Here is a 21213-nt window from a genome sequence, read left to right as displayed (position 1 = left end):
AGTAGTTCTGCCGCCTGTTGTCATTTCCAGATGAGTGGTAAAATATGGTCACGGGTGAGAGGTGCGAGTTCCAGTTCTGAGGTATTGTCCGCCAAAACCCAGCGCGCATCTTCGATTTCGGCTTGCACTTGAATGGTGCTATCCGTGTTAATCTGAAACAGTTCCGCCGTAACGGTTGCACCGGTTTCATTGGCTGCGGGAGCTGAAAAGCAACCCAGGTAAACCGGCTCTTCCGGCTTGACCTCAAGCCCTAATTCTTCTTTCAGTTCACGGCAAAGGGCAGTCAGGGGAGTTTCACCAGCGTCTATTTTGCCACCCGGTTGCATAAAAGCGGTGGTGCCGCGCTTGCGCACCAATAATGTTGCTCCATCCGCGCGCATTAATGCGGCGGCTGCGATTTTAATTTCTGTCATCTGTTCGTCTCGTTTTATCCGTGCGCGGAACTTACATTGGCAATAACCGACATGCCAGGCATTAATTTTTCATTTAACGGCTGATTGTTATCAATCGTAATTCGCACCGGAATGCGTTGTGCGACTTTGGTGAAGTTGCCTGTCGCATTGTCTGCACGAATGACCGAAAACTCAGAGCCTGTTGCTGGTGCGAAGCGTTCAATCGTGCCGGAAAAAGCTTGGTTATGAAGTGCATCAACAGTGAAAGTAACGCGTTGGCCGGTCTGCATATTGCTCAGCTGCGTTTCTTTGAAATTGGCAATAACCCATAAATGTTCGGTCACGACCGAGCCGATTTGGGTGCCGACAGAAACATATTGGCCGACGCGTCCCGTAACTTCGCCAAGTGTGCCATCTGCAGGCGCAATAATCCGCGTATTGGCAAGATCAATCTCGGCAAGTTCCACGGCTGCTTTCGCACTCTCCACATTAGCTTCCAATGAGCGGCGGCTGACAATGGTTGAGTTAAGCTCTTGTTCTGCAATTAAAATTCCTGCTTCAGCCTGATGTACGGCTGCTTGAGCCTGATCAAAGATAGCGAGGTTTTTTTCTGCATCACTTTGGGTGGCGAACTCGCGATCAAGCAAAGATTGTGTGCGGTTATGGGCTGTTTGTGCAGAAATAAGGGCTGCCTTTGCACTTTCCAGAGCGGCTTTTGCCGAGACAATTTTGGCTTCAGCAGATTTGCGGGATTGCTCTGACATGGCAAGCGAGGCTTCTGATGCTTTCAGAGCAGCTTTGGCCTGTTCGGCCTTTTGAATATAGATCCGGTCGTCAATTTTGGCGATCAAATCACCTTTATGGATTTTTTGGTAATCCTGCACCGGTACATCCACCAGATAACCGGCCAGTTGCGGGCTTAGAAGTGTGATCTGGCCACGGACATAAGCGTCATTGGTGGTTTCTGAGCCGCCATGAAAGGGAGGTAAGTTCCATGCGTAAAGTACAATGAAAATACCGGACAAACCGATGGCTAAGGCAATATAAGTAGCGATAAAACGAAATATCTTTGACATGGAATAAGCTTCTTTGGGTTTGGCTTTATATTTAGGCTTGGGCGGTTTCAGTTATATTTTGCGGGAAAAATTTATGCCTGTTACGCCATGCAACATGGATGCAGAGACAGGCCAATGCACCAAGCGACAGATAGGCGGTGAACAGAAATGAGTCATTGTAAGCCAGCATATAGGCTTGTTGCTGCACCTGTTTTGCAAGCAGCGACGCACCTTGCAATGATTGCTGGTTTGGGTCGGTAAGCAGCTTGCCATAGCTGCCGCCCAATTGTTTCAGGCGGGTTGCCACCAACGGATCGGTTGAGGACAATTGCGAAACCAGCCTGAAAGAGTGAAACTGTTCGCGCCATTGCACGAATGTGCCGTAAAGCGCGCTGCCCAAATAACTGCCAACTTTTTGTGCTGCCAGAAAAACGACGATGAAGGATAAAATATAGTTTGGGCCGCGTTTCATAGCGGCAGCCATGCCGATCATCAAGGCAGGGGGCAGGAAAATGCCACCGGCAAAACTGACCATAAACTGGCTCAGATACATCTGCTCCGGACGGGTCAGGGATGTTGAAAGACTGTCCATATAGCTGCCAAGTGCCATCAGCATGAACGCAATGGCATGGATGGTGGATTCACGCCCTGGCCGCATGAATTTGATGCAAACAATGGCCGCGGCAACGGCTCCGGCAATGATTGAGAGGTAAACACCGGCCAGTTGTTCATTTTGCATGCCGTTGATGCGCAGGAAGTTGATCGCACCGCTGGTCTGTTCTGACAAAATCAAGCGCGAAACCATCAATGTGCCGGTGAAATGGATAATTTCCTTCGAGGCAAGCCAGCGAATGTCAACCAGATGATTGGAGTGGTTCAGCTCAATCATGGCAAAGATCGCGCCTGATGCGATGGCGGCAATCATCAGCCATGCAATCCAGTCCACTTCCGTCCACCAATAAAGGCGGCCAACAGTGAAGGCGACAGCAAAGCAGCCCATGGAAATGGCCAGAAAAATATAACTGACAATATCCATAAAGCTGATGACCTTTGCACGTGGCGGCGAGGCCAGCGGCAACATATAGACAAGGCCGAGGCAGATCATGGCGAAGCCAAGTTCGACCAGATAAATGGCATATTGCTGACCAATATCAAGAAGATAAGGCGAAATGAGCCCGGTTAGCGGCATCGGGATGATGAGCGCGGTGAGCGCTGTACACAGACCGATGGTCATCTTCTTCTCAGGCGGCAGGCACTCAAGAGTGTATAAAAAACCGAGTGAGGTTATCGGTGCTGCGGCAAGCCCTGCCACGAAACGCAATGCAAGCGCACTTTCATAAGTTTCAACCCAGAAATGTGCGAGGCAAACAAGGGCATAGGTGGCGATTGCCACTTCTGCAAAATTGCGCAAACCATACTGGGCGCGAATTTTAAACAACAGTAATGTCAGGCTTGCATTGGGAAAAAGATAGGCGGCTTGCAGCCATGTGGCTTCGGTTTGGGTAAGCCCCATCGGCCCTGCAATTTGTTGTAGGTTGATGGTAATAAAGCTCATACCGAAGCCTTGCGTTAGCGCAAGCAAAACACCGGCAAGCATGTAAAGCAGCGTGATATGCGTTGGCTTTGGCACAAAGGGCGGCGGAGTGGTTGGGGAAGGCTTTGGAGCTGGCTCTGAAGGCGCAGCTATATCCGTCGCATCAGATTGTTCAGCAGTGGGCTGATCACTCTGTTTTGTAAGCGTTTCCTCTGCTTTGGCTCTTGCTTCAAGCGGAGGCATCAGAGTTTTCCATAACGTCGATATTGCTGGATATACGATGGAAAAGCTTAATGCAGATTATTAGCTCTTGCTCAGTCATATTATGAAACATTTGCTTGCGCATGGTTTTGCCAATGGAGCGGACAAGCTCTGCCTGCTCAACGCCATGAGGCGTTAAAACCAGCAATTTTGCACGCCGGTCATTGGGGTCCGGATGGCGCTCAATCACGCCATTTTCTTCCAGTCTATCCAGCAGCCGCACCATAGTTGCCTGTTCAAGTTCAAGCTCAAAGGCCAGCTCGCTTTGGTTCATATATGGTTTTTTTATCAAGCGCAGCAAAGTGCGCGCGCGTGGATAAGTCAGCCCGTGTTCGGTAACTTCTTTGTTAAAAATGGTGCGAATTTTACGGCTCACTTTAGTGAGCTCTTCAAGAAAGTCAGAGCTGATCACGGGATTATCCATTGGGGGCTATATATTAGCGTGCTAAGTAATTTCTTTGAATAAATAACATGCACATTTTACGGTTTCAATGAGTGGGAAACAGAAAAGAGCGCAAAAAGGCTGAATTTCTTTTCACGCTTTTGTGATTGTTGAAACTACACCGTTTTTATCGGCGAAAGCCAAATTTGAAAAAGCTTTTGGCAAAGAAAAGGCGGAGCTTTTAAGGGATACAGTTCTCTTTATTACGTCTGATGCGTTTTTGCACGCTTTGGAAGAATGATCCGGCTCTGCGGGAGAAGCATTGAGGACAAAGCTCAACTATATTTCGATAAATTATCTTATCGTGATAGTCACACTATATATTTTCTTATGCGCATGTTCTAATCGATTAGTGTCGTGGTTATATATTGAGCTCCTCCTCAGAAATGGAATGCGTTATGGCAGAGAAACAGAGAGTTGTTGTTGTTGGCGCGGGTTTTGCAGGCTTGCAGGCTGTTCATGGCCTCAAAGGTGCAAATGTTGAAATCACTTTGATTGATCGTCGCAATCATCATCTCTTCCAACCTTTGCTTTATCAAGTTGCCACCACCGTGCTGGCGACATCAGAAATCGCATGGCCAATCCGTCATTTGTTTCGTGACCGCAAGGAAGTGACCACGCTGCTTGATGAAGTTGTCGGCATTGATCGTGACAGCAAACAGGTGATGTTGCGCAATAGTGCCAGCGTTCCTTACGACAAGCTGATTTTGGCAACCGGCGCACGTCACGCTTATTTTGGCAAGGACGAGTGGGAAACATTTGCGCCAGGATTAAAAACGCTGGAAGACGCAACCACTATTCGCCGCCGTGTGCTGTTGGCTTTTGAGCAGGCGGAACTCGAAACAGACCCACAAAAACAGGCGGCACTTTTAACCTTCACCATCATTGGAGCGGGGCCAACGGGCGTGGAAATGGCAGGTATTATTGCTGAACTGGCGCACAGTACTTTGCCTCGAGAATTTCGCCGGATTGATACGAAAAAAGCTGTTGTCCTATTGGTGGAAGCAGGGCCGCGCGTATTGCCTGCCTTCAGTGAAAAGCTCTCGGACTATGCACGCTCTGCTTTGTTGAAGCTGGGAGTGACCGTGCGCACCGGTGTGCCGGTAACGGCATGTGACGAAGATGGCATTAAGATTGGTGAGGAAGCTATAGCCTGTCGCACGGTGATCTGGGCGGCCGGCGTGCAGGCATCACCAGCCTCAAAATGGCTTGGCGTGCAAGGAGATCGTGCAGGACGGGTTATTGTTACCAAAGATTTGCGTGTTGAAGGTGATCCTTCAATCTTTGTCATTGGCGATACGGCTTCAGTGAAATGGGGCGAGGATAATCTGGTGCCGGGTGTTGCACCTGCTGCCAAACAGCAGGGTGACTTTGCGGCACGAGCCATTCGTGCTGATCTTGATGGCAAACCATTTAACGAGACATTCAAATATCGCCATCAGGGCAATCTGGCGACAGTCGGAAAGAAAGTTGCGGTAATTGAATTTGGAAATTTCCGCTTAAAAGGTCTGCTTGCTTGGTGGATATGGGGACTTGCCCATATTTACTTCCTGATCGGCACCCGCTCACGTCTGGCTGTTGTATGGAGCTGGCTGTGGATTTATCTCAGCGGTTTGCAAAGTGCGCGTCTGATTACGCAAAAAGAAACACTGCGCACACCTGAGCAATAAAGAAAAATGCCTTGAGACGGTTTTCTGTTTCAAGGCTTTTGTTAATTATTTAGTATGGGCAATCCGGTGTTTAGTCGATGTGAACCGCACGTCCGGCACGGTAGCCAAGCATAGCCATCACAATGCATAAAATGGTGCAGATGATGAGCGGTACTGTCCAGCCATGCGAATATTCAAAGATGAAACCGGCAGCTGGTGGTGCACCGGCTGCAACGGTGTAACCGATACATTGTGCCATACCGGAAAGGGCTGCGGCTTGTGCCGGACTGCTTGAGCGCAGGCTGATGAACGCCAGTGCCAGAATGAACGTAGCGCCACAGCAAAAGCCAAAAAGAGCTGCCCAGACCGATGCCCATTGTGGCAAAAGCAGAATACCGGCCAGCGAGATGGCAGTCATCAGCGGCAAGGCAACTGCAATAGCTTTTTGATCTCTGAAACGTGCCAGAACGAGGCCAAAAACCAAGCCCGGAATGGCGGTTGCAAGTTGTGAAATGCCGTGGAAAGAACCGGCAACGGCTGGTGAGAAACCGGCTTCGAGCAAAATGGCAGGCAGCCATGTGACGATGACATAATAAACCAGCGAGTTAAGGCCGAAGAAGAAGGTTACCTGCCATGCAAGGGCAGATTTCCAGATAGGCGTGCCGGAATGTGAGGTTACAGCGGCCTTTTGGGTTTCTGCATTTTTGCCGGAAAGCTGTGTCAGCCAGATGGCAAGTGCTGCAATAGGGAAAATGATAAACGCACCCAAAGCCCAGTTCCAGCCGCCATTAAAGTAATTGGCAATTGGAATGGCTGCGGCAGAGGCAAGGGCCGCTGCAACACCGGCTGTCACTGAATAAGCACCGGTAATAGATGCAATTTTGGTTGGAAAATCGCGCTTTAACAGGCTGGGCAAAAGCACATTGGCGATGGCAATGCCGGTGCCGATTATGGCCGTGCCTAAAAATAAGCACCAGACAGTTTCCACCATACGCAGTGCAATGCCGCCGGTAATGAGGATCAGCGCGATAAGAAGGCTAAGCTCCAAACCAAATTTGCGGGATAAAACCACTGCAAATGGCGAGACGACCGCAAAGGCTAAGAGCGGCAAGGTAGTCAGTGCGCCCGCTGTGGTGGTGCTGAAGGAGAAATCATCGCGGATCATTTCCAAAACCGGCGCAATACCGGTGATCGGCGCGCGCAAAGTGGTAGCGATCAGCAAAATGCCGATCAGCAAAATGAGGGGCTGCGCCACAGAATTTTTATTTGTGTCCATTGTTCTTATTTCCGTTTTTGTGTGGCTCTTCCTAGCAAATTGCTTATTTAAAGAATTTAGATATAATGCCTATTAATCTCTAAATTATGCCAAATACGGCTGGGCACATGCAAACAAAACGGCAGGCAGTGGAATTTGATCCGGATGTGACGAAGCGTCCGGCATTGGCGCTGCAACTGGATTTCAAAGATTATTCCAATGAAATACCGGTGCATCGCCATCGTAAAGGTCAGCTTGTTCTGGCCTTGCATGGTGCTGTGAGCTGCCAAATTACCGATGACGCGTCTCAAAAGAGCGATGGCCAGTCTGGCAAGGGCATGTGGATGGTGCCGCCTAATTGTGGTGTCTGGATTCCAAGTGGTGTCGCGCATTGCAATCACGCGACCGACAATGCGCGTTTGACGTTTTTATTCGTTGATCCGCTTGCAGCCGCCATGCCGCAGCAATGCTGCACGCTTTCTATATCACCGATGGTACGGGAGATGATCCGGCATTTATCCACGCTGTCGCCCGATTATGCCGATGATAGTCATACAGCAAGATTGGTGCGGGTGCTGCTGGATGAGCTGGTGCTTATGCCGAAAGAAGATTTTCATTTGCCTGTGCCCGATCATCATAAAATCCGTTTGATAGCAGATTTTTTGCGCGATGATCCGGCAGATCGCTCCACATTGGCGCAATGGGCAAAACGGGTAGCGATGAGTGAGCGCTCGCTTGCGCGCTTGATGGTGCAGGAAACCGGTTTGACCTTTGGCCGTTGGCGCCAGCAACTGCATCTTATCATTGCGCTGCGGGAGATTTCCGGCGGCACTTCGGTGCAGGCAATTGCTGAAATACTGGGCTATGAATCGCCAACTGCTTTCATCACTATGTTTAAAAAAGCAATGGGGCAGACACCGACACGCTATCTGGCAGCGCTGACAAGTGATGAACACCCGTGAATGTAAACACGCACGGGTGCTGGTTTTTAAGCCTGTGGCTGTAATCTGAAAACCGCATCGGCAACGGCTTTACCTTCAACCGTCAACGGGCAGGAGTGTTCATCACCCGCATCTTCGGTCAAAAGAATAGCACAGGCGGTAATTCCCAAATCATCAAGCTGATCAGGTGTGCCGTGGCCATATTCCATATGTCCGCGCCCGATAATGCTGATGACAAGAGCTTGCGGGTTTTCAGTGCAATAATTGGCGATATTGCAGGCAAAAGCGCGATCCCATGTCTGCTGCGCGCGGACAAAGCGATCAAAATCAGGGGAATCCGCTGACTTTCCTTGCATGAATGGCGGGCCGCCATTGGTGAGGCGTAAAAGATGCTCACGATGCGCCAGACTTGCAGGGCGTGCCGGTGTCAGGTCGTCACGGTCTTCTTCGGCAATGGCTTCCCAACCTTCTTTGCCAACGCGGGTGACGAGATCACGGCGGCAATTCAGCGCCAGCATTTTGATCTTGAACGCACGGCAGAAATCAAAAATCGGCATATAGAGATCGGATGCAAAACCCCAGACCGTTCCCCATTCTGTCCGTTGCAAAAATGTCTCCTGGTCAAGCTGGCCTGCAACCCATTCATCAAGAACTGGCTGCAATCGGCGCGGGAACATTTCGAAGCCGACAGCCAGATTATCACGCAAAGCAAGAAGCGATGCACAGATATGCAATTGCCAGCGGTGAATGTCATAGCGGTCGTGGCGTTCGCCCAATAAAACCACCTGCTTGTTAGCCATTTGCTGCATAAGCTGATGATGGCTGATGGTATGGCCGTCAGATCTGCGCCATTGCGAAGTCAAATTGTCGGTCTTACTCATGCGAAGGCTTCTTTCTCACCGGAGACCACCAGACCTGTTGGCTGCCCGTCAGCATCAAGAGCATAGAAATGGAGCTGATTGCCTTTTTCTTCGCCGCGCCAATCCATCACATGGCCGACCTTCAAATGCAGATGAAAGTCCGGTTTCATCACATTGATAAAGCCGCGGGAATTGCGGATATCAGGCATTTCGCCCGTCCATTCTTGCGAAAATGACGGACGCTCCAGCGCAATTCGCACACTAGCTTTATTACGCTGTGCCGCTGCAAAGGGTTTTAGTGCCGGATCGTCTTCCTGCACTTCCTCTTGTTCGCTCATTGAACGCGGTTCGTTGTTGAGCTCCAAAGCCTGATAGGCAAAAGGGCTCAATGCGGCATCAAATGGTTCCGCACCTTCAAAGCCGATGACGCTGCCGATCGTGTCGCCAGCTATGCTCAACAGGTCAATGCGCGGATAGACTTTTTCCTGCATCACGGAGCTTCGATCAACAATCATGGAATGGATAGCTTTTAGCTCTATTTTTGAATGGTGTTCATCCCCTGAAAAGAAAATCCAGCCATCATGAACATGAACATCTTGCACTGTGCCGATGCGTTCATGGGTAGCGCCGCCATTTTTAGAATTAATCATCAGCTTGCCGATTGCCGGCAATGTTTTCAAAACCTCAGCCGGATCAGCTGTTAATTTAGCGCGGATTACTTGCTCAGTCATTATATCCTCATACAGGTTGAACGGTTGGGGCAGTCAGTACTTGTTGATGACTGCGAAAAATTTCCAGATTGATAATGGCGTCCGGTTTGAGATTGCCCGGTTCACGATGGCTCAACATCACAAGGGTTGTTTCCGGCAATTCCTGGCGCAACATATCCAGAAGCTGTGCTTCAGAAGCGCAATCAAGCGCGCTGGTGGCCTCATCGAGAAACAGCCATTCGGGCTTGTTGAGAAGGGCACGGGCAAGGGCAAAGCGCTGCAGCTCGCCGCCTGAAAGACTATTGGGCATAGGGGTGCTATGGAGCTTCATTATATCTGTCGGAAGGAGCTTCGACAGGCCGGTTTTTGTTAAGGCCTCAGCCATGTCGCTATTCGTAAAATTTGAAGCGGAAGCCGGATAGCAGACAGCGGCTTTTAATGTGCTATTCGGCAGATAGGGCTTTTGCGACAGGAAAAGTGAAGAGGCATCGGGTCGAAAAATTTTACCTGTCGCACTTTTCCATGCACCCGCAATCAAGCGCAGCAAGGTTGTCTTGCCAAGACCTGATGCCCCGCGCAACCACACAACCGTTCCGGCCTCAATGGAAAGCTCAGGGATTTGTAAAAGTTGCTGTTCATCGGGGGTGTGTAAGGTCACATCGCTCAAAGACAATGTAGTGGTTGCCGACATTTCTGTACTGATATTATTTTCAGCGCTTGCGGCCTTTGCTTTTTCTATGAAATTGGAAAGGCGGGAAATGGCGGAAACCAGCTCGGCCAGTTTTCGATAGCTGAAGATAAACCATGACAATGTGGTGGCGACCTGTTGGGATGCACTGCCTAGTTGCATCAAGCCACCGAAATTAACCGCGCCGGCAAAATAACCAGGCAGCGCTAAAAACATTGGAATGCGCAAAATGGTTGAATAATAAGGGCGGGTGAATAGCCCCAATTGAACTTGTCGGCGTAACAAGCGGAACCTGTTTTTACAGACTGCCAAAAACTTTTGGTCAAGCTGTTCACGTTCGCTTTTCTCACCGCCCATAATGGCAATTTCGGCAGCATGTTGGCGCATATGCGCCATGCCAAAGCGAAAATCAGCTTCCTTTTTCTGCTGCTCAACAAAGGTTTCTTTCAAACGGCGGCCGAATAAATGGGTAAGAAGAGAAGATAGAAAAACGTAAGCAAATGGTGCCCAAACCATGTAGCGGGGAATACTGACTTCAAAACCAAAGAGATTGAATTCGAGCGCAAATGTAGCCAGTCCCCATAGTACAACCACATATGAAAACAGCCCGATAATGCGGGTAATAAGCTCAATGCCCTCAGTGAGCGTATGCGTGACAAACATGGCGCAATCTTCAGCAATGCGCTGATCGGGATTGTCCGGTTTTTCGCTCTCAGATTGAAGCGATAAAAACCAATAAGCTTTATTGCGGAGCCAGGCGGTGAGTGCGGCATTGGTCAAGCGCTCGCGCCAGCGGATTTCCAGCCAGCCTTTGGCATAAAATTCTACTAAATAAATGCCGACATTGCCTGCAACGATCATGCCGAAAATGGCTAGTTGATGGAGGGTTTCGTCTAAGTTTCGCTGTTCCAGTGCGTTGTAAAATCCGGCAGTCCATTTAATCAGTTGAATGCTTAAGTAAATGCTGAGCATTTCGAGCGTGAAAATAATGGCCAGCAATGCCCAGTTCAGCACTTTGCCGGAGCCTTGATTACAATAGGTCAGTAATGTCCAGAATTGTTTGATTAATCGCATTGCCGTTGCCAAAATGAATAAGCCGGAACGGCTTGAATAAAGCTGCTCCGGCATGAGGATTAAGGTTGTTTTAGAAACGCATGGTTGCGCCAAGTTTGAAAGTGCGTCCGGCGGCTGTTTGCAACTCCAGCGGATTGGCATTGGCTACGTTTGAAGGTGCTGTGTTTGCGTAATTAGTCAGCGTATTCGGGAAGTAGCGCTTGTCAAAAATGTTCTCGACGCCAAAATTGATGTCGATACTCTTTGTTGGCTTCCAACGCGCATAGGCATCAAAAACAGCATAACCGGATGGTTTATAGGCGTTTGGATTTGCGCGGCGGCTTGGGCCTTTGGCAAAGGTTCCGACAAATTCGGTTTCCAGGTTCCAATCCGGCATGAAATAGCGCAGACCCAATACGGTGGTCAGTGGTGTAGCACCATCAAAAGGTGTCCTATCTGCATCCGGTGTCGAGCGTTGATCGCCACGCATATAAGAGAGGGAACCATGGGCGTAGAGATTATTATAAATCTCATATTCACCACCCAGTTCTATGCCCCAGACTTTAACACTGGAATAGTTATAAGAGGTCAGTGTGTTGGCCGTGCCAGGAACGAGCTGCCAGACCTGAATAAAATCATCATAGTCTGAATAGAAGCCTGAAAGGCTGAAATAGCCGCGGTCAAATTCGCCGCGGATACCGGCTTCATAGCTTTGTACCGACTCCGGTTTCAGATTGGGATTAGGAATGATTTTAAAGAATGTGGATTCCGTTGCCGAAAATAACTGTGACGATGTTGGCATCTTAAAGGCCTCACCATAAGAGCCGAAGACAGAATAATTATCGTCAAGCTTGTAAGTGGCACCAAGGCGTTTAATCAGGCGGGTTTTGTTGATTTTCTCCGGACTAAAGCCAGTAACCGGCACATGCTCATCATCTTTGGTCGGATCGATCGAATATGTGGCAAGCCGCAAACCCGGCGTGATGGTAAGCCGGTCATTCAGCAGCTTGATTTCATCTTGCAGATAAATGTCCGCGCGAACCGTATCGACACGCGGGAAGCTGAAGCCTTTGCCATGCTGGGTTTTGACACTGCCGTCATTAAGACTAGTGGTGATATTGGTGCCATCATAATCGGTTTTGGTATAGTCGCCGGCAAAACCGTATATGAGCTTGTGATGGCTTTGGCCAAGATCGAAAGACGAGGTGAGCTGTACATCACCTTGCAAAAATTTCTCGCTATAATTGCGGATTGTTTCGTAGCGTTCGCGCTTGGCAGGTGTTTGCGTGTTATAGTTGCGGATCTGATCGCCGAAAGTGTCACGTTTTTGCGGAGAATAAGAAAGGCTCCATTTGACCTCGTCGAGCCATTCGGCAGGCGTTGACCAGCGATGCTCCAAAGCAAAGCGGGAGCGTTGCATTTTCAACGAACGGTCATAGCTTTCATTTTGATATTTGCTGGCACTTGAATCATATTTCTGATCAATATCTGTTCTGCGCTCAAACCATTCTGCGGTGAGCTTAACCTGATGATCGGCGCCCGGATCCCATTGCAGTTTCATCAGTCCGTTATAGGCGCTGACATCCATCGGCATGGTTTTATTGCATGGCCAGATGGCACCGCGCGGACAACCCCATATGCCACCATCGGCACGGGCTTTGGTCATTCTGGGCTCTGAGGCTCCGACATGGCCGAAACTCCCGAGTATTTTAAAATCATCTGCCTCAGCAGCGCCTGTAATCTGCTTGCGAAAGGATTTATCAAAGCTGTCATAGGCAAGCTTGCTTTCAATCGCCCATGGTTTGCTGCCGTCAAGCAGATCATCGGGATCAAGGGTGCGGAAAAAGACCACGCCGCCAAGCGCATCAGCACCCCAAAGCACGGAATTGGGGCCGCGGGTGATCTCAACCGATTTCATATTGAACGGGTCAACAAAATCACGGCTGCCATCAGTGACGCGCTCTTGAACACGGGCACCATCCACCAGCATCTGCACGCGGTTGCCGCCGACACCTCGAATATTAAAGCCAGTAAGCTGCGCAAACGGATTGGCCATGGAAGTTTGGCGATCAACATTAACGCCGGGCTCATAGCGCACCAAGTCCTGAATATCGCGCACTTGATGGCGCTCAAGAGCATCGCGGTCAATCACATTGATCGACATTGGCACATCCAGCACATTTTTGGTGGTGCGCTCAGAGGAAACGGTGATCATTTTTAATTTGAGCGCTTGTGCGTCTTCAGCTTTTTGCTCACTCGCAGCGGGGGATGGGGTGCCGGTTGTTTGTGCCTGTTGTGACTGGGCTTGTATTGTCGTGCAGGCGAGAAGTGCTACTGAGGTGGAAAGCGCACGTAATGAATGGCGATGAAACGAAAAGTCAGTCAATAAATTTGCCAGCATGATACCCTCGTTATGAGTTGGGAATTATCGCTGGCTGGCTTTTTTGGCTTGCTGGCTAAAACTTGAGTTAATTAGTCAATATTATTAAAGTTACGCTATTGCAAGCCTGATTGCTGAAAAGATTACGGGCTGTGCATATGATTTAACCATGCTTAAAAATGTTTGATTTTTAATGATAAAAGCCCCGCTTTATGGCGGGGTAATTGTTTATTTTAAATTATATTGCGATTTATTCTTTACTGACCGCAACCTTTTGTGAAGCGAGAGCAAGTGGCAGCGCAAGGATACCACAGATGAGAAGCAGTGCTCCCAATTGCTGCCACCAGCCAGCGAAGATAAGGCCGCTACCAAGCAACAGATAATAAAAGAGCCCCAATACAGCCCCTGCTGTGCCGCTGCGATCAGCATAAGAGACGAGCGCTTTGGCCAGAATGTTGGGAATAGCAATGCCATAAGCCAATACAACTAAGATGACTGGCAAGACAAACAGCCAGCTTGCTTGCAAAAGTGCGGTCAACGCACCGCCGATAAGCATCAGACTTGCGGCCAGTATGACTAATTTTTCACAAGACCAATTACGCTTTAGCAGACACTGGTTGAGGAGTGAGCCAAGCAATACGCCGAATGCTAACAATAAACCGCTATAGCCGAACATTTCTGCTGTCAGATTAAGGCGCTCAAAATCAAAGGGCGCCAACTGATAATAGCCAAACAAAGCCAGATTAAACAGTGCCACGAGGCAAGCGGTGCGCCAGATGGAGCTGTCGCGCAGCATGATCAGCAGTGTCTCGACGAATGGTGCCGGTGTGCTGCGAGTTGTTTGTGTTTCGGGCAATTGGATGGCTGACCACAACAGCAAAAGCACCGCTAAAGCGGCAAGCCCTGCGAACATGCCTTGGTAGCCAAAATGGCTTGTCAGCAGAGAGCCCGCCATCATGCCGATAGCTGGGCTGACCGCTAGCGCTATGCCCATGATGGAAAAGACCTGTGCCAGCTTTTTGCCGTCAAACATATCGCGCATCATGGTTTGTGTGCCCACCGAGCCAACCGCCGCACCAAAGGCTGCCAGCATGCGTGCAAGCATCAGCATTTCAAAATTTGGGCTTATCAATGCGATAAGAGAAGCTACCATATAGAGAAAAAGCCCGATCAGCATGGTTGGTCTGCGGCCAAGCTTGTCGCATAAGCGTCCCCATACCACCACGCCGATGGCAAAGGCTAAAAAGTAAAAAGAAAGCGTCTGGCCTGCATGTTCTGGCGAGACAGCAAAGCTTTGTGCAATTTGCGGCAAGGCGGGGCTATAGATGGTTTCTGCAATTTGCGGGAACATCATCAAACCTGTCGCAAGCGGAATAGTAAGATTACGTTTCATATCAATCATGCCTGTTTGTTTTTTAAGTGTTGGCATGGCTATGGCTGAAATGAACAAGTCGTGTTATATCTATAAAGATTATTAATATCAAAAATGAGACAATTATGGCATGGCTGAAACAGCAGGATCTGTTTGATGCTGATAGTATCGATAATGAGCTTATCGGTATTGCTGCCGATATGGGCATGCACGATTCCGGCTGGCACCAGCATAAAATGGGGCAGTTTTTATTCACGCAAGGCGGCTGCATCACTATTCGGTTGAACGATCGCTTATGCCTTTTGCCGCCGACACGACTGGCGTGGATACCTCCTTGTACGCCTCATCGTGCAATTATGACGGAAGCGGTTGATTATCGCTCGGTTTATATTGATGTGTCACTACATTCCAACCTGCCGATGCAAGTGGAGGTGATGACGGTGACGCCTCTTTTACGCGCTGCTTTAGAGCGAATTGCGGTTGCAGATTTTGACACAGATTGGAGCAAGGGGGCTAAAGCCAATATTCTGGCGGTTTGTCTTGATGAGGCTGCGGTTGCGCAACGTGAACCATTGCTTTTGCCTTTGCCATCTGATTGGCGCTTGAGCGGGCTGGATACGGATGAGCTGCCGCCGCCTTTACATGAACTGGCACAAAAAGCAGGTGCAAGCGAGAAAACAATTTTGCGGATTTTTCGTAAAGAAACAGGTATGACTTATCAGCAGTGGCGTCAGCAATGGCGTTTACTGAAAGCAATTGAGAGGCTGGCAGCAGGACAATCGATCACAACAGTAGCGTTTGAACTCGAATTTGCCAGTGACAGTGCTTTTATTGCATTTTTCAAGAAGATGACAGGCTATACGCCACGGGTTTTTATGCGTTTTTAAGTGTTGATAGTGGTCACGTTTTTATCATCCTCTTGATAAGCGTGGACATAAAGCGTAGCAAGCGCCGACTGGCTGGTTTATCAGTCAGGTCACCGTATGTGAGAATAAGGAGAGCTGTTGTGGCTTCAATGACAAGTGATATGAATGCATCACAACAGGCAGCAGAACTGGCGATTGAGATCCGTAATCTCTCGCATAGTTATGGTGAAAAGAAAGTTCTCGATAATATTAATTTGCAGGTCAAAAAAGGCTCAAGCTTTGCGCTTTTGGGGCCAAATGGCGCTGGTAAAACCACGCTTTTGAACATTCTTTGCACCTTGATGAAGTTTGATCAGGGTTCAGCGCTGATGGATGGCGCGGATGTGGTCAGGCAATCAGTTAAAGCCCGCCGCTCTATCGGGGTGGTGTTTCAAACTTCCAGCCTTGATGACCGTTTGAGCGCTGATGAAAACCTTGAGTTTCACGGGCTTGTCTATGGTATGAGCAAGAAAGAGCGCCGCGAAGCCATGGATGCGGTGCTGGAACTGGTGGAACTGAGCGAGTTTCGTGAGAAGATTGTGCGCGAATTTTCCGGTGGTATGCGCCGCCGCTTGGAAATTGCCCGCGCCCTGATGCACAAGCCTGCCATTTTGCTGTTGGATGAGCCGACCGTTGGTTTGGATGCACAAACACGCCAGCGCATCTGGCGTTATTTGCAGGATATGCAGATCAATGAAGGTCTGACTGTTCTGACCACCACGCATTATATTGAAGAAGTGGAAAGTGCCGATCAGATCTGCATTATTGATCATGGACGCATTTTGGCTGAAGGCACACCGGAAAGCTTGAAAAATCAATATGGTAAAAGCTGGCTGCATGTAACACCGCTCAATAGTGATGTCGTGGCTGAGATCAAATCGCGCTTTACCAATGTTCAGGCGCTGACGCATAATCGTTATGCTATTGAAATTCCTGATACGGCAGAACTGAACACATTTCTTGAGGAATGCAGCGATCAGATTGAAGAAGCACGCCTTGATGCCCCGTCATTGGAAAGTGTTTTCCTGTCATTAACGGGGCGCGAATTGCGTGACAAGGCTTCAGGTGTGCGCATCTCCGAGCAGCAGGCTGGCAGACGAGCAGGGCGCCGATGATTTTAAGCTTACGCCTTGGCTTCTTTGTTTTGTTTCTAGCAGTTTGGTGGGTGATTTCCCTCAAAGTGCCGCAGGGCTTGTTTGCCTCGCCTTATGAAACATTGCTGGCTGGCCAACAAATGCTGGCGGAAAAACGCTTATGGACTGCATTGCTGGAAAGCATGCGGGTTTATTTCAGCGGTACTTTAATAGCAGCTTTGGCGGGCATTTTTATTGGTGGCTTAATGGGCAGCATCCGCACCTTCGGGCGTGCGGTTGATGTCTATGTTTATGCACTGGCGGCAACACCGCGTGTAGCTTTCGTGCCGATGATTATTGTGCTGCTGGGCTTGGGTGTCTCGGCAAAAGTGTTCATCGTTTTTTTGGGCGCGGTGATGCCGGTTATCATCAACACCTATAAAGGCGTGCAGCAGGCGGATGAAAATCTGATTGAAATGGCGCGCTCCACCGGTGCAGGGCAGGCGCGGATTGTGCGCCATATTATTATCCCGGGTGCGATGCCGTTTATTCTGGCGGGGCTTCGTCTGAGTGCCACGCTGGGGCTGATCAATACAATTGTTGCCGAGCTTTATACGGCTGTTTCCGGCCTCGGTGGTTTGCTGAATATTTATGGCAGCAGCTTCCGCATGGCTGAATATTTTGTGGTGGTGATTATCCTCGCGCTTTTGGGCGTGGTGGTCAATGAAGGTTTGCGCCTGCTGGAGCAGCGTATGACACGCTGGCAGGTGTCGCGATGATCAATAATTTTGACAATGGAGCCTTTGTTTTCATTTGAAAACGGGCAGACAGTTCAATCAGGTAGATGGAGCATTTTCATGCGCTTTGGTAAATTTGTTGGTATGACGGCTTTGGCCGCAATTGCTGTGGCTGGCTCGCATATGCAGGCATTGGCTGAACCGTTTCGTATGATTATCACCGATATGGAAACTCCGCTGGTGCCTAATTCGGTTGTCGATCTGGCGCTTAAAGGTGGCTATTTTGAGCGTGCCGGTGTGGATGTGGAATTGATCCGCGTACAGCAAACCCCGATGGCATTGGCCGCATTGCAGTCCAATGAAGGGGAAATGGCCAATATTGCCACCGAAGCATTGGTGCAACTGGTAGCGCGCGGCACGACTAATTTGCGTGCGGTGACATCACCGAACAAGGCACTGCCTTATCTGATCGCGGCCAAAGAAGGTGTAAAATCCATTGAGGATATCAATGGTAAAAGCTTTGGTATCGGCCGCATCGGCAGTCTTGATCATTCGCTCAGCACCAAAGTTTTGAGCGGAAAAGGCGTTGATACTGAAAAATTAAGCTGGGTAGCGCTTGGTCAGCCAAATATCCGTGCGCAGGCACTGAAAGCTGGTCAGATTGATGCCACCACCATGTCGATCGGTGCGCTGTTGGCATTGCCGGGGCATGAAACCCTGCCGGTTTTGGTTAGTGTTGATGATTATTTTGCGGCAGCACCTGTTACCAGCAAGGTCAATGCTGTGACAGTTGAGACTTTGGAAAAGCGGAAAAGTGACGTTGAAAGAGTCATCGAAGCTTTAACACTTGCTGCACGTGATTTTGCTGAAAAGCCTGAAAGCTGGGCGACTGTCATGAAGGAAGCCCGTCCTGATGTGAAGCCGGAGAGCCTGGACGAGCTTTCAAAAGCTTTTGCTAAAAGCTGGACGGTAAATGGTGGTATTCAGAAGTCTGAATTGGAGTTTACCCAGAACTGGCTTTATCAGACCAAGGAGTTTGAAGGCCTGCGTCAGGTTGAGCTGAAAGAATGGGTTGATTTTGCTCCCGTTGACGCAGTGCTGAAAAGAATTGGTACTTATGAAGGTCTTGATACGGTTTCCCGATAAGGCATAACGGATATCTGGCTAAGCTATGCTGTTAACCCCGCCCCATATCGTCATAGAGGCATTGTCGCATGCGTTTTCTGACAAAAAGAAAACGCATGAAGGCGGTGTTATGCCGGTATTGCAAGATATTAATCTGAGCGTGCGGCGGGGTGAGACGATTGTTTTTTTGGGGCCTTCCGGCTGCGGAAAAACTACACTTTTACGGCTTATCGCAGGATTGATTAAACCTGACCAAGGCTCAATATTGGTTAATGGTACGGCACCCCAAGCCGGTGTTGGCAGTGCGATGATGTTCCAGTCTTTTCGCTTGTTGCCATGGAAGACCGTGCGCGAGAATATTGCTTTTGCATTGCCGCATCTATCTGCCGCTGAGCGCGCGGCGCCTGTTAACAAGGCATTGCATCAGGTGGGGCTGACAAGGTTTGCGGATTATTATCCGGCGCAATTATCGGGGGGCATGTGCCAGCGTGTAGCCTTGGCGCGCGCGCTGGTGGTTGAGCCCGATTTGTTGCTGATGGATGAGCCGTTTGCAAGCCTTGATGCGCAATCGCGCGAGCTGATGCAGGCTGAAACATTGCAACTGACGGAAAAGCAGCCGGCAACAGGCAGTGATGGAGCGCATCCGGCAAAAGCGACATTATTTTTTGTTACGCATAGCGTTGATGAAGCGTTGATTATGGGTGACAGAATTGTGCTGATGGCACCGCGTCCGGGCCGTATCCATGAAATTATTAACGTGCCATTTGAGCGTCCGCGTTTTACGAACGATCCGCGCGATGTGCCGGAATTTACCCGATTGCGACAGCATTTATGGGCAAGTTTACGTGAGATGGTATTGTCTGATCCGCAATCAGACTTTTATGGCCGTGGCAATGAAAGCATTGCATCATGGTAGAAATTTTAAAATATCAGGCAGCGCTGTTGAGAATAACCAGCGCTTTGTCAGGCATGGAACGGATTTAAGATGAAACAGATACTGCCTTTGATGCGCGGCGTTTACGGCATTTGGCTGCGCGAAGTGATGCGCGCAACACGCGATCGCGGCCAGATGGTGGGTGGTGTTTCACGCCCGATCATATGGCTTTTAGTGCTGGGTATCGGGCTAAACCCTTATTTCCGCGGCGAAATTTATGGCGAGGTGCGCTATGTTGTGCCTTACACCTATTTGCAGTTTCTGTTTCCGGCGGTCATTGTTCTCAATATTATGTATACCTCGATCCAGTTCGCGGTTTCAGTCATTTGGGATCGTGAGTTTGGTTTTTTACGTGAAGTGCTGGTTTCGCCGATGCCACGTTGGCTGATCCTGCTCGGCAAAGTGCTGGGTGGCAGCACAGTTGCAACCGGACACGGTATTCTGGTGCTGATATTAGCCCGTTTTGCTGATGTGAACCTTTCTTATGATCAGGTTTTCATCGCCATTTTGCTGATGTTCTTTACTTCTTTCGCTCTCACCTGTTTTGGTGTGCTTTTAGCGGCTCGTGTGCGTAGCTTTGAGGGCTTTGGTGTCTTTTCCAACACGATCATCCTGCCACTTTACTTCACATCATCTTCAATCTTCCCGCTTGATCCGTCTTTAAGTCGCACGCAGGCCGTGAGCCTGTATCCGGAATGGCTGGTGATGGTGGTGCGCGCTAATCCGATCACTTATGTGGTGGATGCGCTGCGTGGTGTGCTGATTGATTTCAACCAGTTCACCCCTTGGCTCGGGCCGGTAATTATTGGTGGTATGGCGATTGTCTTCTTTACCCTTGCATTATTAGATTTCCGGCGGGCGTAAAATGGCAAAGAAACCAAATCGCTGGAAGCATTGGCGCAGTACAGTTATCAATTTGGGCACGATTTTTGTGTTACTTATGGCGGTGAGCTTTTTGCCGGCAGACACATCGCTGTCGCAGATTAAAGATCGCGGCGCTTTGAAATTATGCGTACCGGCTGGTTATCCGCCTTTTGTCACGGCTGACCCGCAACATCCGGGCTATGATATTGAGCTGGTGCAAGCCGTTGCTGATAAGATCGGTGTGCGGCTAGCGGTCAACAAAATGGAATCGATAGGTCGCGACTTCAACCCGCGCAACTGGATGTTATCACGCGGCCAATGCGACATGCTGGCGGGCGGAGTGGCTGATACGGTGCGGATGCGTAATTTTATGCAGACGATTCCAACCGACATCCAGCTGGGCTGGATGCTTTTGTCACCGGATGGACATATCCCACAAAAAGGCGATCAAATTTTTGTTATTCCTGGGAATACTGGGCTGAATCGACTTGAATTGTCGGGTTGGTTGCGCAATCAAGGGCTGAATGCTCAGTCGATTTCGATGAAGGCAGGTGAAATACAGGTTGCGCAACAAGTTTTTACAGCTATTGCTAATGGAAATGTGCAAGGACTTGTAGCCGAAAACTTCACTGCTTGTTCATTGTTGAAGGCTAAGGGCACTGAAACAAATGTTAAAGCCTCATGGGTTTTCTCAAGTGAAACCGAGAAAACAGATGGGCAAACGAGCAACTCTGGCGTCGGTGAAACCTACTCTATGGCGCTGAGTTTGTGGAAAGGTGACGTAACTTTGAAGAGAGCTGTTGAAAAAGCGTTGCAGCAATTGGATAAGGACGGAAAAATAGCAGAATTGCGTGAATTTTATATGGGTGGCAGTATTATTTGCGATAATTAAGTGTATTGTATAGAACTTTAGTTTTATAAATAGATCAGTCGGGGGACTTCAGTAAGCAAGTGGCGGAGAAAAACGCAGAGCGTTGAGCGAT

19 protein-coding genes are annotated in these 21213 nt (G+C 49.3%); 9 read left to right on the top strand and 10 right to left on the bottom strand.

The annotated features are described in order from the left end of the window. Positions 1 to 20 precede the first annotated feature (20 nt). Genes FHS77_RS12735 through FHS77_RS12720 form a run of 4 tightly spaced genes read right to left on the bottom strand, consistent with a single transcriptional unit; the run spans position 21 to position 3654 of the window. Entirely contained in the window at positions 21 to 413 is a 393-nt protein-coding gene (locus tag FHS77_RS12735) for an NUDIX hydrolase (RefSeq protein WP_184223956.1), read from the bottom strand. A gap of 14 nt (positions 414 to 427) precedes the next feature. Further along, entirely contained in the window at positions 428 to 1468 is a 1041-nt protein-coding gene (locus tag FHS77_RS12730) for an HlyD family secretion protein (RefSeq protein WP_184223954.1), read from the bottom strand. A gap of 31 nt (positions 1469 to 1499) precedes the next feature. After that, complete coding sequence (locus FHS77_RS12725) at positions 1500 to 3224, bottom strand: MFS transporter (RefSeq protein ID WP_184223952.1); 1725 nt, start codon at positions 3222 to 3224, stop codon at positions 1500 to 1502. Next, complete coding sequence (locus FHS77_RS12720) at positions 3211 to 3654, bottom strand: MarR family transcriptional regulator (protein WP_184223950.1); 444 nt, start codon at positions 3652 to 3654, stop codon at positions 3211 to 3213. Before FHS77_RS12720 ends, FHS77_RS12725 begins: the two co-directional genes overlap by 14 nt. A 428-nt stretch (positions 3655 to 4082) precedes the next feature. On the opposite strand from FHS77_RS12720, the gene FHS77_RS12715 reads away from it, so the two are divergent. Beyond that, positions 4083 to 5354, top strand: coding sequence for an NAD(P)/FAD-dependent oxidoreductase (locus tag FHS77_RS12715; RefSeq protein WP_184223948.1), 1272 nt, complete (start codon positions 4083 to 4085; stop codon positions 5352 to 5354). Positions 5355 to 5424: 70 nt separating this feature from the next. Here the strand turns inward: FHS77_RS12715 and FHS77_RS12710 are convergent, their stop codons facing one another. Beyond that, positions 5425 to 6609, bottom strand: coding sequence for an MFS transporter (locus FHS77_RS12710; RefSeq protein ID WP_184223946.1), 1185 nt, complete (start codon positions 6607 to 6609; stop codon positions 5425 to 5427). Between the two features lie 107 nt (positions 6610 to 6716). Here FHS77_RS12710 and FHS77_RS12705 point away from each other — a divergent pair, with 107 nt between their 5' ends. Then, positions 6717 to 7550: an AraC family transcriptional regulator gene (locus FHS77_RS12705; RefSeq protein WP_184223944.1), complete on the top strand. Its 834-nt coding sequence runs from the start codon at positions 6717 to 6719 to the stop codon at positions 7548 to 7550. 26 nt (positions 7551 to 7576) lie between these two features. Here the strand turns inward: FHS77_RS12705 and FHS77_RS12700 are convergent, their stop codons facing one another. From FHS77_RS12700 to FHS77_RS12680, 5 genes are all read right to left on the bottom strand, one after another. Next, positions 7577 to 8410: a ChaN family lipoprotein gene (locus FHS77_RS12700; RefSeq protein WP_184223942.1), complete on the bottom strand. Its 834-nt coding sequence runs from the start codon at positions 8408 to 8410 to the stop codon at positions 7577 to 7579. Next, complete coding sequence (locus FHS77_RS12695; protein ID WP_184223940.1) at positions 8407 to 9120, bottom strand: hypothetical protein; 714 nt, start codon at positions 9118 to 9120, stop codon at positions 8407 to 8409. Before FHS77_RS12695 ends, FHS77_RS12700 begins: the two co-directional genes overlap by 4 nt. A gap of 7 nt (positions 9121 to 9127) precedes the next feature. Further along, complete coding sequence (locus tag FHS77_RS12690; protein ID WP_184223938.1) at positions 9128 to 10861, bottom strand: ABC transporter ATP-binding protein/permease; 1734 nt, start codon at positions 10859 to 10861, stop codon at positions 9128 to 9130. A 70-nt stretch (positions 10862 to 10931) separates the two neighbouring features. After that, positions 10932 to 13241, bottom strand: a complete 2310-nt coding sequence (locus tag FHS77_RS12685) for a TonB-dependent hemoglobin/transferrin/lactoferrin family receptor (RefSeq protein WP_184223936.1) — start codon at positions 13239 to 13241, stop codon at positions 10932 to 10934. Positions 13242 to 13470: 229 nt separating this feature from the next. Continuing rightward, positions 13471 to 14613, bottom strand: coding sequence for a multidrug effflux MFS transporter (locus tag FHS77_RS12680; RefSeq protein ID WP_184223934.1), 1143 nt, complete (start codon positions 14611 to 14613; stop codon positions 13471 to 13473). Between the two features lie 104 nt (positions 14614 to 14717). Between FHS77_RS12680 and FHS77_RS12675 the strand changes: the two genes are divergently transcribed. From FHS77_RS12675 to FHS77_RS12645, 7 genes are all read left to right on the top strand, one after another. Next, the gene (locus tag FHS77_RS12675; RefSeq protein ID WP_184223932.1) at positions 14718 to 15479 is read left to right on the top strand and encodes an AraC family transcriptional regulator; all 762 of its coding nucleotides are present in this window, start codon (positions 14718 to 14720) and stop codon (positions 15477 to 15479) included. Positions 15480 to 15607: 128 nt separating this feature from the next. Then, positions 15608 to 16612, top strand: a complete 1005-nt coding sequence (locus tag FHS77_RS12670; RefSeq protein ID WP_246431330.1) for an ABC transporter ATP-binding protein — start codon at positions 15608 to 15610, stop codon at positions 16610 to 16612. Next, entirely contained in the window at positions 16609 to 17349 is a 741-nt protein-coding gene (locus tag FHS77_RS12665) for an ABC transporter permease (RefSeq protein ID WP_184223930.1), read from the top strand. The genes FHS77_RS12670 and FHS77_RS12665 overlap by 4 nt, the downstream gene beginning before the upstream one ends. A gap of 78 nt (positions 17350 to 17427) precedes the next feature. Next, the gene (locus FHS77_RS12660) at positions 17428 to 18453 is read left to right on the top strand and encodes an ABC transporter substrate-binding protein (RefSeq protein WP_210307135.1); all 1026 of its coding nucleotides are present in this window, start codon (positions 17428 to 17430) and stop codon (positions 18451 to 18453) included. A 25-nt stretch (positions 18454 to 18478) separates the two neighbouring features. Then, the gene (locus FHS77_RS12655) at positions 18479 to 19348 is read left to right on the top strand and encodes an ABC transporter ATP-binding protein (protein ID WP_210307134.1); all 870 of its coding nucleotides are present in this window, start codon (positions 18479 to 18481) and stop codon (positions 19346 to 19348) included. A 69-nt stretch (positions 19349 to 19417) separates the two neighbouring features. Then, complete coding sequence (locus tag FHS77_RS12650) at positions 19418 to 20230, top strand: ABC transporter permease (RefSeq protein WP_184223928.1); 813 nt, start codon at positions 19418 to 19420, stop codon at positions 20228 to 20230. A 1-nt stretch (position 20231) separates the two neighbouring features. Next, a complete protein-coding gene (locus FHS77_RS12645; RefSeq protein WP_184223926.1) occupies positions 20232 to 21122 on the top strand; it encodes a substrate-binding periplasmic protein in 891 nt (296 codons plus the stop codon). The last annotated feature ends 91 nt before the right edge of the window (positions 21123 to 21213 follow it).

It is taken from the genome of Paenochrobactrum gallinarii (assembly GCF_014205685.1).
GTDB lineage: Bacteria > Pseudomonadota > Alphaproteobacteria > Rhizobiales > Rhizobiaceae > Paenochrobactrum > Paenochrobactrum gallinarii.
The sequence above is the reverse complement of the archived record's forward strand: the minus strand, read 5'-3'. Positions and strand labels throughout refer to the sequence as shown.